Origin of the sequence: Amycolatopsis sp. NPDC051102, from assembly GCF_040682815.1 — a bacterium.
Classification (GTDB): domain Bacteria; phylum Actinomycetota; class Actinomycetes; order Mycobacteriales; family Pseudonocardiaceae; genus Amycolatopsis.
Window position 1 is genome coordinate 63,344 of record NZ_JBFBBT010000011.1, and the last position, 12,284, is coordinate 75,627.

The following is a 12,284-nucleotide window of genomic DNA, read 5'->3' on the forward strand; positions in this document are numbered from 1 at the left end:
GGCTATCGACGTTTTGCCCGGATCCGGAAGGGAGCGATCACGGCGTTCGGCCGCTCCGGCCGTGGATCCCACGGTATCTTCGGCCCATGACCGAGAGTCTCGATCAGACGGACTGGGCCATCCTGGCCGAGCTCCAGGGCGACGCCCGGTTGCCGCTCACCGAACTGGGCCGGCGGGTGAACCTCAGCGCGTCCGCGGCGACCGAACGGCTCCGGCGGCTCGAAGCGACCGGGGTGATCACCGGCTACCGCGCGGAGATCGACCTCGGCAAGGTCGGCTACTCCGTGCTCGCCGTGGTCCGGCTCAAGTACCCGGGCAGCCGGCACGAGCCGTTGCACAAGCTGCTCGGCGAGCGCTCCGAGATCCTCGAATGCCTGCGCACCACCGGCGACGACTGCTACACGCTCAAGATCGCCGCGGCCTCCATGGCCCACCTCGAGCGGACGGTGGACGAGCTGGCCCAGTTCGGCAGCACGACCACCAACCTCGTCTACAGCCAGGTCCTGCCCTACCGCGGACCACGCGAGGCCGCCCGTGACCTCGATGCCTGACCGCATCGTCATCATCGGCGTGACGGGCTCGGGCAAGTCGACGCTCGCGGCCCGGATCGCCGAGCGGACGGGTCTGCCCTACCACGCCGCGGACGACATCGGCTGGCAGCCGGGCTGGGTCGGGACCCCCGACGACGAGCAGCGCCGCCGGGTCGCCGAGGTGTGCGCGCAGGAACGCTGGATCCTCGACGCCGTCTACCGCAAGTGGCAGGACCTCGTGCTGCCGCGCGCGCAGCTGATCGTCGGCCTCGACTACCCGCGCTGGCTTTCGCTGGGCCGCCTGGTGCGCCGGACGCTGGTACGGGCGGTGACGCGCAAGCGGATCTGCAACGGGAACGTCGAGTCGTTCCGCCAGGTCTTTTCCGCCGACTCGATCATCCGCTGGCACTTCAAGTCGTTCGCGAGCAAGCGGGCGCGCATCCGCGCCTGGGCCGCCGAGCCACCCGGCCCGGCCGTCGTCCGGCTGACGTCCCCGCGCCAGACCCGCCGCTGGCTCGAGACCCTCTGACGTCAGGCCCCCGGCGGCAGCAGCGGGCCGCCGCTCCAGTGCTGGAACACCAGGTTCGTGTGGACGCGGGCGACCTCGTCCCGTGCGGTCAGCTCGTCGAGGACCAGCCGCTGCAGCTCGCCGGCCGAGCTGGTCGCGACGTGCGCGAGGAAGTCGTCCGGCCCGGTCAGGTGGTAGACCGCGCGCACCTCCGGCAGGGACAGCAGGTGCTCGATGAACGGGTCCACCAGCGGCCGCCGGTGCGGGCGGACCTGGACGAACAGGAACGCCTCCAGCGGACGGCCCAGCTTGGCCGCGTCGACCGACGCGTGCTGGCCGGTGATCACGCCGCTGTCCCGCAGCCGGGCGACGCGGTCCAGGCACGTCGACGGCGCGATGCCGACCGCGGCCGCCAGGTCCTTGTTCGTGATCCGGGCATCGTTCTGCAGCAGCCGCAGGATCTGGAGATCGACCGGGCTCAGTTCGACGGAAGCGGACATCGCCGAATGATATCCGAGACTGTTGCCCTTGATCCGGCGAAAGCTCGACCATGCTGGCATGACTTCCTCGCTGCGCACGCGAGCCGTCCACGCCGGCCGTGACGACCTCACGGATCTCGGCGTGCACGCCGCTCCGCTCGACCTGTCCACGACCTACCCGTCCCGGGACAGCGCCGCCGAAGCCTCCCGGATCGACGCCTTCGCCGCCGGCGCCGAGCTCGACGGCCCGCCGATCTACGGCCGGGTGGGCAACCCGACCGTCGAACGGTTCGAGCGCGCGCTGGCCGAACTCGAGGGCTTCGAGCACGGCGTCGCGTTCGCCAGCGGGATGGCCGCCGTCTCGGCCTGCCTGCTTTCCGCGGTGGCGCAGGGAAAGCGGCACGTCGTCGCCGTCCGGCCGCTGTACGGCTGCAGCGACCACCTGCTCGAGTCCGGCCTGCTCGGCACCGAGGTCACCTGGGCCGCACCGGACGCCGTCGCCGCCGCGGTCCGGCCGGACACCGGGCTGGTGTTCGTCGAGACGCCGGCGAACCCGACGCTGGCCGAGGCCGACATCGCCGAGCTGGCTCTCGCCTGCGGCGACGTGCCGCTCTTGGTGGACAACACGTTCGCCACCCCAATCCTGCAGCGCCCCGGGCACCACGGCGCCCGGATCGTCCTGCACAGCGCGACGAAGTTCCTCGGCGGCCACGGCGACGTGATGGGCGGGATCGTCGCGTGCGACGCCGAAGAAGCCGCACGGTTGCGCCAGATCCGCTTCGCCACCGGCGGCGTGCTGCACCCGCTCGCCGGATATCTGTTGCTACGCGGACTATCGACGCTCCCGTTGCGCGTCAACGCCGCTTCCGCGACGGCGGCGACGCTGGCCGCGCGCCTCGGCGAGCACCCGGCCGTGACCGCCGTCCACTACCCGCGGATCGGCGGGCCGCTGGTGGCGTTCGAGGTCGACGGCGACCCGCACGCCCTGATCGGCGCGGTCCGGCTGATCACGCCGGCGGTCAGCCTCGGCAGCGTCGACACGCTGATCCAGCACCCGGGTTCGATCAGCCACCGGATCGTCGACGAGGGCGACCGCCACGACGCCGGCGTCTCCGACCAGCTGATCCGGCTCTCTGCCGGCCTCGAAGACGTCGAGGACCTGTGGGCCGACCTGGAGCAGGCGCTGAAGGCGCTCTAGCCGCAGCAGCCGCCGCCACAGCAGCCACCGCCGCCACCGGCCGGGGCCGCGGGACCGCTCGCGGCCCCGGTGAGGGCGACGGTGGTGAGCAGCTTGACGGTGTCGGCGTGGCCCTCCGGGCAGGTGGCCGGCGCGCCGGATTCGCTCATCGGGCGCAGGAGCTCGAACGTCTCGGTGCACTCGCGGCAGCGGTAGGCGTAGGTCGGCATGCCGTGATTATCGCCGGAGGCGCCCGCCGTGGCCATCCCCGGCCGTCCCAGGCTCCCGCCGGCGCCGATCGGTGGGAAGCTGAGCGCGTGCAGCCGCCTCCGCTCGCCGACGTCCCGCACCTCGGCCAGGTCGTCCCGTCCCTGCTCGCCGCGCTCGGGGTGCCCGGCTGCGCGAACACGCTGGCGCTGCCGGAGGTGCGCAGTGCCGGCGTCCTGCTCGTCGACGGGCTCGGCTGGGAGCTGCTCGCCGAGCACGCCGCGGACGCCCCGGTGCTGGCCGAGCTCGCCCGCGAGCCGCTGCGCGTCGGCTTCCCCTCGACGACTGCCGCCGGCGTCGCGGCCATCGGCACCGGGCTCGCGTCGGGCGAGCACGGCATGGTCGGCTACACGTTCGAGATGCCCGGCACGGGCGTGCTCAACGCGTTGCGCTGGTGCAGCCACGAAGACGGCACCGATCTGCGCGGCGCCCTCCCGCCCCGCGAAGTGCAGCCCCTGCCGACGACGTTCGAGCGGGCCGCCGCGGCCGGCATCGACGCCGCCGTGGTGTCGTCGGCCAAGTTCCGCGACACGGCCCTGACCCTGGCCACCCAGAGCGGCGCGCAGTACGCCGGGGTGCACGCGCTGGGCGACCTCGCCGCGCGGACGTTGTCGATGCTGGACGGGCGGGCGTTCTGCTACGCCTACCACAGCGAACTCGACCTGCTCGGCCACGTCTACGGCCCCGGTTCGGCCGCCTGGCGGATGCAGCTGCGGCAGGTCGACCGGCTCGTCGAGTCCCTTGTGGACGGTCTGCCGCCGGGCGCGCTGCTCGCGGTGGTGGCCGACCACGGGATGGTGGCCGTCGACGACAAGCTCGACCTCGAGGACGTGCCCGAGCTGCTGTCCGGGGTCCGGACGTTCGGGGGCGAGGTCCGGGCCCGGCACGTCTACACCGAGCCGGGCGCGGCCGCGGACGTCCTCGCGGCCTGGCGGGCGGTGCTGGGCGAGCGGGCCTGGGTGCGTTCGCGGGAGGAGGCCGTCGCCGAGGGCTGGTTCGGGCACACGGTCAGCGACCGGGTGCTGCCGCGCATCGGGGACGTCGTCGCCGCGGCCCGCGGCCGGTTCGGGATGGTGCGCGGGCTCGCGGAAGCCGTCGAGACGTCGTTGATCGGGCAGCACGGCTCGCTGACCACCGCCGAACAGCTGGTTCCGCTGGGGCTCGCCCAGGGCTGACCCGCCGGTTTCCGGGAACGTGCTCCGGCGGGAACTTTCACCGTCCCCGTGCCGACCTGTCCACTGCGTACCGGACTGACGGGAGTGGGCGGAATGAGCGTGCTGGACGGGATCGGGGTCGTCGGGGCGGGCGGCGAGGGACGGGCCGTGGCGGCCTACCTCGCCGCGCGGGAGCTGCCTGTGCACCTCTACACGCGGGATCTTTCGGCTGTGGGGGAGATCGCGCGCCGCCGGGAGATCGTCGCGCACGGCGTGCTCGACGGGCGGTTCCCGCTCCGGGAGGTGACGTCGGACCCGGCCGGGCTGGCGCGGCGGGCCGTCGTCCTGGTCGCCACCGTGACCACGGCCTATCCGGAGGTCGCCGCCCGGCTGGCACCGTTCCTGCGTCCGGGGCAGGTGGTGGTGCTGTTTTCCAGCAAGCTCTGCGGGAGTGTCGAGTTCGCCCACGGGCTCGCTGCCGCCGGAGCGCCGGACGTCGACGTCGTCGAGACCGACGCGCTGTTCGCCGCGCGGCCGTCCGGGACCGGCGGTGTCACGGTGCTGGGCGTCAAGGGCTGGAACCTGATCTCCGGCAGCACGGCGGCCGCCGTCGCCCGGCACGCGGGGCTGCTGCGCGACTGGTTTCCGATGCTGGAGGTCGCGCGCAACCCGGTGGAACGCGGCCTGCACGACTTCGGCGCGGTCGCGCACGTGCCGATCGCGCTGGCCAACCTCGGCACCATCGACCGGGCGGAGGAGCTGCTCTTCTACGTCGAAGGCGTTTCGTCGCGCACGATCGCCTTGCTCGAGCGCACCGAGGCCGAGTTCGCCGCCGTCGCGCACGCCTACGGGGCCCGGCTGCTGCCCATGACGGAGGTCCTCGACCGCTACTACGGCTGCCCGGCCACGACGTTGCTCGACGCGCTGCGGACCGTGGAGCCGTACCGGACGATCGCGGCGCCGACCAGCCTCGACCACCGTTTTCTCACCGAGGACATCCGCTCCACGCTGGTGCCGCTGCAGGCACTGGCGCGGTGCGCGGGCGTGGCGACGCCGATGGTCGACGCGGCGATCACGATCATGTCGGTGCTCGGCGGCGAGGACTTCCGCCGGACCGGCCGGACCCTGCGCCGGCTCGGCTGGGACGGCCTCGCCCACGACGCCATCCTGGGCCGGCTGCGGTCCGGGGAGCGGGTGACCGGCCGCGCGGCTTGAGTTCCCGCGGGTTCTCGTGTGATGGGGAAGGCATCACACGTGATCGGGCGGGCATCACGTGTGATTGGCGGGACATCTCGCGTGATTGGAGGGACATCTCGCGTGATTGGAGGGGCATCACACGTGACTGGAGGGGCATCACGGGTGATTGGCGGGTCGGCTCGCGTACCGGGAGGGTCGGTTTGCGTACCCAGGCGGTCGGTTCGCGTGCCTGGGTGGACGACTTGCGTGCCGAGGGGGTTGGTTCGCGTGTCCGGGGGCGGTTTGCGGGGTGGAGGGGCTGGCGGGAGGCGGGCGGGTGAGCGGGGGCCGTTACCGTTCGGGTGTGCCACGACGTAACCGTCCCGGCCGCCGCTCGGACGGCGGGCCGCCGCCCGAGCGGGAGCTCGGGGCCGCCACCGGGTGGGCCCGGGCCGAGTCCGGCACCGACGGGGACTGGCTCGTGCGGACGGTGCCCGGAAGCCAGGCCACCAAGGTCTACCGCTGTCCCGGCTGCGACCACGAGATCCGGCCGGGAACGCCGCACCTCGTCGTCTGGCCGGCCGACGAGACCGGTTCGGTCGCCGACCGCCGGCACTGGCACCGGGCCTGCTGGGAAGCGCGGGCACGGCGGCGGCCGCACCGCCGCTGGTAGGTCTGGTTCCAGACAGACCAGCCGACGCCGGTGAGTCCGGTCCACGCCGGCCGCTGCGCCGCCAGCCATTCCCCGCCCCGGCGGCCCCTCCGGCCGGGCGCACCTCGGGCCGGCCCCGGGGCTGGTGGGCGATTCGCTCTGGAGTTGTCAAACAACGGCTGGCTCAGCGCCGGTAGTGCCGTGACATCGCGCCGTCGTACATCTCCTCCGTGTACTCCGTGAAGCCGAGGCGCTCGGCTACCCGCAGGGATGGCTTGTTCGCGATGCTCACGCTCGCCAGCACCGGTACCGACGGCAGTTCGCGGGCGCACCACTCGAGGACCGCCTGCCCGGCCTCGGCCGCGTATCCCTTGCCCCACGCCGACGGCCGGAACCGATAGCCGAGGTTGAGCACCTTCTCGCCGTGGAACTCGCGCCATCGCACGCCGCACATGCCGATCACTTCGGTGCCGCCGCGTTCCAGGACCGCGGGGTAGCCGAAGCCGTGCTCGGCCCAGTGCGCCAGCCACTCCGAGAACATCGCCGACGCGCGCGGGACGTCGGGCGGGTCGGGGTGGAAGCGGTTGGTGCGCGGGTCGGTGTGGATGTCGACCATCGCCTGCCGGTCCGCCTCGTGGGGCGGACGCAGCAGCAGCCGGCCGGTTTCGATGTCGGTGAACACATCGGCGAAGCTAGCGAGGGGGTCCGACAAAATGACGCGCATGACCGAACTGCCGCTGGTCCTCCTCCACGCCTTCCCCCTGGATTCCCGCATGTGGAACGCGGTGCGCGAGCCCCTCGCTTCACACCTTCGGGTGATCACCCCGGACCAGCGCGGGCTCGGCCGCTCGCCGCTGCCGGAGACCGATCGCGAACCGAACCTGGAAGACGCCGCGCGGGACGTCGTCGCCCTGCTCGACCGGCTGGACCTCGACCGCGTCGTGCTCGGCGGCTGCTCGATGGGCGGCTACCTCGCGATGGCCGTGCTGCGGCTCGCGCCGGAGCGCATCGGCGGGCTCGTGCTCATCGACACCAAGGCCACGCCCGACACGCCCGAGGCCGCGCAGACGCGGCTGGACGTCGCGGCGCGCGTCGGGAACGAAGGCATCAAGACCTGGCTCGCCGACGAGAACCTGCCGAACCTGCTGGCGAAATCCACGCGGGAGCAGCGTCCTGAGCTCGTCGAGACGGTCCGCGAGATCATCGAGTCCCAGCCGCCCGCCGGGATCTCGTGGACGGCGCTCGCCCTGCGCACCCGGCCCGATTCGCGCGACTTGCTGCGGGAATCCGGCGTTCCCGCCTTGGTCATCGTCGGGGAGGAGGACCCGATCACCCCGGTGGCCGCGGCCGGCGCGATCGTCGAGGTCATGGACGGTGCGACGCTCGTGGTGCTGCCGGGGTCCGGTCACCTGACCCCGCTCGAAGACCCCGCGGGCGTGGTCGAGGCGATCCTGTCCTGGTACCCGGCGACTCACGAGAAGTAGGCAGCGAGCGCGGAGCGGGCTTCGGAAAGCCGTTGCGGGAAGCGCTGGGCGATCACGAAGCGCCATGCGACGGCGAAGAGTTCTCGCAACCGCGTGTACGCGCGCAGGGACTCCTCGGACACGGAGCCCGGGTAGGCGGCCAGGTACTCCGGGCCGCCCTGCCGGGCCAGGATGCCGAGGTCCCAGGCGAGCGGCCCGCGCCAGGCGTCCTCGAAGTCCAGCCAGCACGGTCCGGCCGCGGTCGCGATGAGGTTGCCGGGGTGGGCGTCGCCGTGCAGGGGCTGGACGGCGCCGTCCGGCAGCCCGGCTTCGATCCGCGCGGCTTCCGCACGCAGGCGGGGGTCGAGGTCGTACCGGCCGAGGACCCGCTCCAGGTCGTCCAGCGGCCCGCGGCGGGGTAGCTCGCCCGGGTATTCGCGCAGGGCCGCGTGCACCTCGGCGAGGGAGCGCGCGACGACGTCCGGGGCGTACCGGTGGGCCGGATCGTGCGGGGTGTGGTGCCAGAGCGTGACCGGCAGGCCGTCGGCGAAATGCGGGCCGGCCGGGGGATCCGTCGTGGGTGAGACGACGAGCACACCACGGTCGGTGAGGAACCGCGAAAGGGCGACGTCGCGCGCCAGCCAGGGCGCCGGTTCCGGCCGGAGCAGCCGGGTCGTCGCGGGCACCCTGGCGACCAGCGGACCCAGTCTCACCAGCACGTTCGACCGCTCGTGCAGTACTTCGGGGTCGTGGCCGGGCAGGCCGAGCCGGGCGGTCACGGCGCGGGCCGCGCGCACCGCCGCGCGGGTGTAGTCGTCGGCCACGCCCCGATCTTGCCAGCCGGTGCGCGCGACTGTCGGTAGCGAGGGCTACGATCCCCCTAAGCCGCCGGATCGGGGTCTCCCGGGCCCGGTGGCGCGACGATGACCACCACAAGGTTTCAGTGTTGGAGGCAGGAGTGACGGCCGTAGCCCCCAAGCCGATCGCGACGCGCCCGTATCCCGCGCGCGAGTCGGTCAAGGGTTCGTACCTGCTGCGGTTGTTCCGCACGACGGACCACAAGCAGATCGGGATCATGTACCTGGTCACGTCGTTCGCCTTCTTCATGGCGGGCGGCGCGATGGCCATGCTGATCCGCACCGAGCTGGCGCGGCCCGGGCAGCAGTTCCTGTCGCAGGAGCAGTACAACCAGCTGTTCACCATGCACGGCACGATCATGCTGCTGCTGTACGCGACCCCGATCCTCTTCGGCTTCGCGAACTTCGTGCTGCCGCTGCAGATCGGCTCGCCGGACGTGGCGTTCCCGCGGCTGAACGCGTTCTCGTACTGGCTGTACCTCTTCGGCGGCCTGATCGTGATCTCGGGCTTCCTGACCCCGGGTGGCGCCGCCGACTTCGGCTGGTTCGCCTACACCCCGCTGTCGGACGCCATCCACTCGCCGGGCGTCGGCGCGGACCTGTGGATCTCCGGCCTGGTGGTGTCCGGTCTCGGCACCATCCTCGGCGCGGTCAACATGATCACCACCGTGGTCTGCCTGCGCGCGCCGGGCATGACGATGTACCGGATGCCGATCTTCACCTGGAACATCCTGGTCACCAGCATCCTGATCCTGCTCGCCTTCCCGATCCTGACCGCGGCCCTGATGGGCCTGCTGGCGGACCGGCACCTCGGGGCGCACGTGTTCGACCCCGAAAACGGCGGCGTGATCCTCTGGCAGCACCTGTTCTGGTTCTTCGGCCATCCCGAGGTGTACATCGTCGCGCTGCCGTTCTTCGGCATCGTGTCGGAGATCTTCCCGGTGTTCAGCCGCAAGCCGCTGTTCGGCTACAAGAGCCTGGTCTGGGCGACGCTGGCCATCGCGGCGCTGTCGGTCGCGGTGTGGGCGCACCACATGTACGCCACCGGCGCCGTGCTGCTGCCGTTCTTCTCCTTCATGACGTTCCTGATCGCCGTCCCGACCGGCATCAAGTTCTTCAACTGGATCGGCACGATGTGGAAGGGCCAGCTGTCCTTCGAGACGCCGATGATCTTCTCGATGGGCTTCATCGTCACGTTCCTCTTCGGCGGCCTGACCGGCATCCTGCTGGCCGCGCCGGCGATCGACTTCCACGTGTCGGACAGCTACTTCGTCGTCGCGCACTTCCACTACGTGCTCTACGGCACGATCGTGTTCGCCACCTTCGCCGGCATCTACTTCTGGTTCCCGAAGATCACCGGCCGGATGATGGACGAGAAGCTCGGCAAGTGGCACTTCTGGACCACGTTCATCGGCTTCCACGGCACGTTCCTCGTCCAGCACTGGCTGGGTGCCGAGGGCATGCCGCGCCGGTACGCGGACTACCTGTCCAGCGACGGGTTCACCACGCTGAACACGATCTCCACGATCGGCGCGTACATCCTCGGTGCCTCGACGCTGCCGTTCATCTGGAACGTCTTCAAGAGCTACCGGTACGGCGAGATCGTCACGGTGGACGACCCGTGGGGCTACGGCAACTCGCTCGAGTGGGCGACCTCCTGCCCGCCGCCGCGGCACAACTTCACCGAGCTGCCCCGGATCCGCTCCGAGCGGCCCGCGTTCGAGCTGCACTACCCGCACATGATCGAGCGCATCCACAACGAGGGTGAGATCGGTTTCTTCGGGAAGCAGAAGGTCAACAGCCACGCGGCGCCGTCGCAGCTGCTCACCGAAGCGGTGATCCCCGGAGACCACTCCAACGACAACGCGAGCGAGCAGGGCGACAAGTAACACCTGATCGAGTGAGCGCGTGCCCGGCTTATGTGAAGCCGGGCACGCGCTCTACTTATGTTCGACCCCGGACCGGCAGACTGACCCTGCAGCGTTGCCGAACGAGGGATGACGAGAGTGACCCAGACGCCCGTCCTGATCACGACGACCGGCCCTGACAAGCCGGGTGTCTCGTCCGTGCTGTTCGCCGTGCTGACCCGGCACGACGTCGACGTGCTCGACGTCGAGCAGGTCGTCATCCGCGGGCAGCTCGTGCTCGGGGTGCTCGCCGGGGTCTACCGCGACCCGGAGGGGCTGCAGGAAACGGTCGAGCAGGCGATGGCGTCCGTCGGCATGCAGGTCGACGTCAAGATCGGCGCGGCCATCGGGGACGACCCGTTCGCGCTCGGCCGCCGCGACTCGACCCACGTCCTGGTGGTGCTGGGCCGCCCGGTCACCGCGCGGGGCTTCTCGGAGGTCGCGCGCCGGCTGGCCTCGCTGGGCGCCAACATCGACGCGATCCGCAGCGTCGCCGACTACCCCGTGACCGGCCTCGAGCTGTACGTCTCGGTCGACCGGGACACCCCGGAGGCCGACGCCGCCCTGCGCTCGGAGCTCGCCGACGCCGCGGTCGAGGCGGGCGTCGACATCGCCGTGGAGCGGGCGGGCATCACGCGCCGGGCCAAGCGGCTCGTCGTGTTCGACGTGGACTCGACCCTGATCCAGGGTGAGGTCATCGAGATGCTGGGCGCGCACGCCGGCGTCGAGCCGGAGATCCGCCGGATCACCGAGGCGGCCATGCGCGGCGAGCTGAACTTCACCGAGTCGCTGGAACGGCGGGTCTCGCTGCTGGCCGGGCTGCCGGCGACGGCGATCGACGAGGTCGCCGCGTCGATCGAGCTGACCCCGGGCGCGCGCACGACGATCCGGACGCTCAAGCGGATGGGCTTCCGGACCGGCGTGGTCTCGGGCGGGTTCACCCAGGTCATCGACGGTCTGGTGGCGGAACTCGGGCTCGACTTCGCGGTGGCGAACGAGCTCGAAATCCGGGACGGCAAGCTCACCGGCAAGGTGATCGGCGACGTCGTCGACCGGGCAGGCAAGGCGAAGGTGCTTCGCCGCTACGCCGCCGAGTACGACATCCCGCTCGAACAGTGCGTCGCGGTCGGGGACGGCGCCAACGACATCGACATGCTTTCGGCCGCGGGCATGGGTGTCGCGTTCAACGCGAAGCCTGCGCTGCGCGAGGTGGCCGACACCGCGCTGTCGCACCCGTACCTCGACGCCGTGCTGTTCGTGCTCGGCCTCACCCGCGGCGAGGTCGAAGCGGCCGACGCCGCCGACGGGCTCGAGCTGATGCGTCCGTGAGCAGCGTTCTCGACCCCCTGGGCGCCCGCTACGCCTTCTGGCTGGGCCTTCCGGCCGAAGACACCTCGGACACCTCCGACGAGCTTCCCGGCGAAGTCCGGGCGATGCCGGTGATCCTCCGCATCGAGCGGGCCGAGCCGCCCGGCCGAACCCCGCTGCTGGAGGCCGCCGCGACGGCCGCGCTGGCCGTCTGCCTGGACGAGCGTTCCCAGCCCGGCGGCGAGTGGGCCGAGCCGGTGCACGCGTGGCTCGACAACCGGATCCGGAAGGTCGCGCGGCGGGCGCGGGGCGCGCACTGGGCGGCCGTCCAGGACCTGCCGGGCATCACCGTCGAGGTCGGCGGGGCCGAGGCGCGGGCCCTCGTGCCGGGCCTGGTCACCGAGACGCCCAAGGAGGTCGCGCGGCTGCAGATCTCGGGCAGCGAACTGCCGCCCGACGAGCCGGGCCCGATCCCGGCGGGTGTGCCGCTGCTGCTGCTCAACCCGCACGTGCCGATGACCGTCGGCAAGGCCGCCGCGCAGGTCGGCCACGCGACGATGATCCTGGCCGCGCTGCTCGACGACGGGCAGCGCGCGGCCTGGGCCGAGCAGGGCTACCGGACGGCGGTGCGCGCGGCGAGCGCCGTGCAGTGGAAGGAACTGCATCCGGGCGACGACCCCGAGGGCGCGTGGCGGCGCGACCGGGTGATCGCCGTCCGGGACGCCGGGTTCACCGAGGTCGACCCGGGCACGATCACCGTTCTTGCCCAGTGGGAGCCGGAACAACCGGCTTCCTGACCCGGTTGG

At 71.9% G+C, this 12,284-nt stretch carries 14 protein-coding genes; 10 read left to right on the forward strand and 4 right to left on the reverse strand.

The window, feature by feature from the left end; translation table 11 throughout:
• Positions 1-86 precede the first annotated feature (86 nt).
• Positions 87-551 (forward strand): Lrp/AsnC family transcriptional regulator, encoded by a 465-nt coding sequence (locus AB0M93_RS28165; protein WP_364278226.1) that lies wholly within the window; start codon positions 87-89, stop codon positions 549-551.
• Positions 535-1,059 (forward strand): adenylate kinase, encoded by a 525-nt coding sequence (locus AB0M93_RS28170; protein WP_364278229.1) that lies wholly within the window; start codon positions 535-537, stop codon positions 1,057-1,059. Before AB0M93_RS28165 ends, AB0M93_RS28170 begins: the two co-directional genes overlap by 17 nt.
• A gap of 2 nt (positions 1,060-1,061) precedes the next feature.
• Here AB0M93_RS28170 and AB0M93_RS28175 read toward each other — a convergent pair whose 3' ends face one another.
• Positions 1,062-1,538 (reverse strand): Lrp/AsnC family transcriptional regulator, encoded by a 477-nt coding sequence (locus tag AB0M93_RS28175; protein WP_364278231.1) that lies wholly within the window; start codon positions 1,536-1,538, stop codon positions 1,062-1,064.
• Between the two features lie 58 nt (positions 1,539-1,596).
• On the opposite strand from AB0M93_RS28175, the gene AB0M93_RS28180 reads away from it, so the two are divergent.
• A complete protein-coding gene (locus tag AB0M93_RS28180; RefSeq protein ID WP_364278234.1) occupies positions 1,597-2,715 on the forward strand; it encodes a PLP-dependent transferase in 1,119 nt (372 codons plus the stop codon).
• On the opposite strand, the gene AB0M93_RS28185 is transcribed toward AB0M93_RS28180, so the two are convergent.
• The gene (locus tag AB0M93_RS28185; protein ID WP_310967078.1) at positions 2,712-2,924 is read right to left on the reverse strand and encodes a zinc ribbon domain-containing protein; all 213 of its coding nucleotides are present in this window, start codon (positions 2,922-2,924) and stop codon (positions 2,712-2,714) included. The genes AB0M93_RS28180 and AB0M93_RS28185 overlap by 4 nt on opposite strands.
• 87 nt (positions 2,925-3,011) lie before the next feature.
• On the opposite strand from AB0M93_RS28185, the gene AB0M93_RS28190 reads away from it, so the two are divergent.
• The 3 genes from AB0M93_RS28190 (at position 3,012) to AB0M93_RS28200 (ending at position 5,964) form a co-directional block, all read left to right on the forward strand.
• A complete protein-coding gene (locus tag AB0M93_RS28190) occupies positions 3,012-4,136 on the forward strand; it encodes a nucleotide pyrophosphatase/phosphodiesterase family protein (RefSeq protein WP_364278237.1) in 1,125 nt (374 codons plus the stop codon).
• Positions 4,137-4,229: 93 nt separating this feature from the next.
• Positions 4,230-5,330 carry an NAD/NADP octopine/nopaline dehydrogenase family protein gene (locus tag AB0M93_RS28195; RefSeq protein WP_364278240.1) on the forward strand — a complete coding sequence of 367 codons (1,101 nt, stop codon included), beginning with the start codon at positions 4,230-4,232 and terminating at the stop codon, positions 5,328-5,330.
• Between the two features lie 325 nt (positions 5,331-5,655).
• On the forward strand, positions 5,656-5,964 hold the full coding sequence (locus AB0M93_RS28200) for a hypothetical protein (RefSeq protein WP_364278243.1): 309 nt from the start codon (positions 5,656-5,658) through the stop codon (positions 5,962-5,964).
• A gap of 163 nt (positions 5,965-6,127) precedes the next feature.
• Here the strand turns inward: AB0M93_RS28200 and AB0M93_RS28205 are convergent, their stop codons facing one another.
• Positions 6,128-6,667 carry a GNAT family N-acetyltransferase gene (locus AB0M93_RS28205; RefSeq protein ID WP_364278247.1) on the reverse strand — a complete coding sequence of 180 codons (540 nt, stop codon included), beginning with the start codon at positions 6,665-6,667 and terminating at the stop codon, positions 6,128-6,130.
• Here AB0M93_RS28205 and AB0M93_RS28210 point away from each other — a divergent pair.
• Positions 6,666-7,427: an alpha/beta hydrolase gene (locus tag AB0M93_RS28210; protein ID WP_364278250.1), complete on the forward strand. Its 762-nt coding sequence runs from the start codon at positions 6,666-6,668 to the stop codon at positions 7,425-7,427. The genes AB0M93_RS28205 and AB0M93_RS28210 overlap by 2 nt on opposite strands.
• Here AB0M93_RS28210 and AB0M93_RS28215 read toward each other — a convergent pair.
• Positions 7,415-8,230 (reverse strand): aminoglycoside phosphotransferase family protein, encoded by an 816-nt coding sequence (locus tag AB0M93_RS28215; protein WP_364278253.1) that lies wholly within the window; start codon positions 8,228-8,230, stop codon positions 7,415-7,417. The genes AB0M93_RS28210 and AB0M93_RS28215 overlap by 13 nt on opposite strands.
• Before the next feature lie 134 nt (positions 8,231-8,364).
• Here AB0M93_RS28215 and ctaD point away from each other — a divergent pair, with 134 nt between their 5' ends.
• The 3 genes from ctaD (at position 8,365) to AB0M93_RS28230 (ending at position 12,275) form a co-directional block, all read left to right on the forward strand.
• Positions 8,365-10,152: a cytochrome c oxidase subunit I gene (gene ctaD / locus AB0M93_RS28220; RefSeq protein WP_364278256.1), complete on the forward strand. Its 1,788-nt coding sequence runs from the start codon at positions 8,365-8,367 to the stop codon at positions 10,150-10,152.
• 117 nt (positions 10,153-10,269) lie between these two features.
• The gene (gene serB, locus AB0M93_RS28225; RefSeq protein WP_364278258.1) at positions 10,270-11,499 is read left to right on the forward strand and encodes a phosphoserine phosphatase SerB; all 1,230 of its coding nucleotides are present in this window, start codon (positions 10,270-10,272) and stop codon (positions 11,497-11,499) included.
• Positions 11,496-12,275: an aminoacyl-tRNA hydrolase gene (locus AB0M93_RS28230; protein ID WP_364278261.1), complete on the forward strand. Its 780-nt coding sequence runs from the start codon at positions 11,496-11,498 to the stop codon at positions 12,273-12,275. Before serB ends, AB0M93_RS28230 begins: the two co-directional genes overlap by 4 nt.
• The last annotated feature ends 9 nt before the right edge of the window (positions 12,276-12,284 follow it).

Bases quoted from the DNA above. Each gene is read 5' to 3' on its own strand.
- AB0M93_RS28165 (WP_364278226.1), top strand. From the start codon at position 87: ATGACCGAGAGTCTCGATCAGACGGACTGGGCCATCCTGGCCGAGCTC.
- AB0M93_RS28175 (WP_364278231.1), bottom strand. From the start codon at position 1,538: ATGTCCGCTTCCGTCGAACTGAGCCCGGTCGATCTCCAGATCCTGCGG.
- AB0M93_RS28180 (WP_364278234.1), top strand. From the start codon at position 1,597: ATGACTTCCTCGCTGCGCACGCGAGCCGTCCACGCCGGCCGTGACGAC.
- AB0M93_RS28185 (WP_310967078.1), bottom strand. From the start codon at position 2,924: ATGCCGACCTACGCCTACCGCTGCCGCGAGTGCACCGAGACGTTCGAG.
- AB0M93_RS28195 (WP_364278240.1), top strand. From the start codon at position 4,230: ATGAGCGTGCTGGACGGGATCGGGGTCGTCGGGGCGGGCGGCGAGGGA.
- AB0M93_RS28210 (WP_364278250.1), top strand. From the start codon at position 6,666: ATGACCGAACTGCCGCTGGTCCTCCTCCACGCCTTCCCCCTGGATTCC.
- AB0M93_RS28205 (WP_364278247.1), bottom strand. From the start codon at position 6,667: ATGCGCGTCATTTTGTCGGACCCCCTCGCTAGCTTCGCCGATGTGTTC.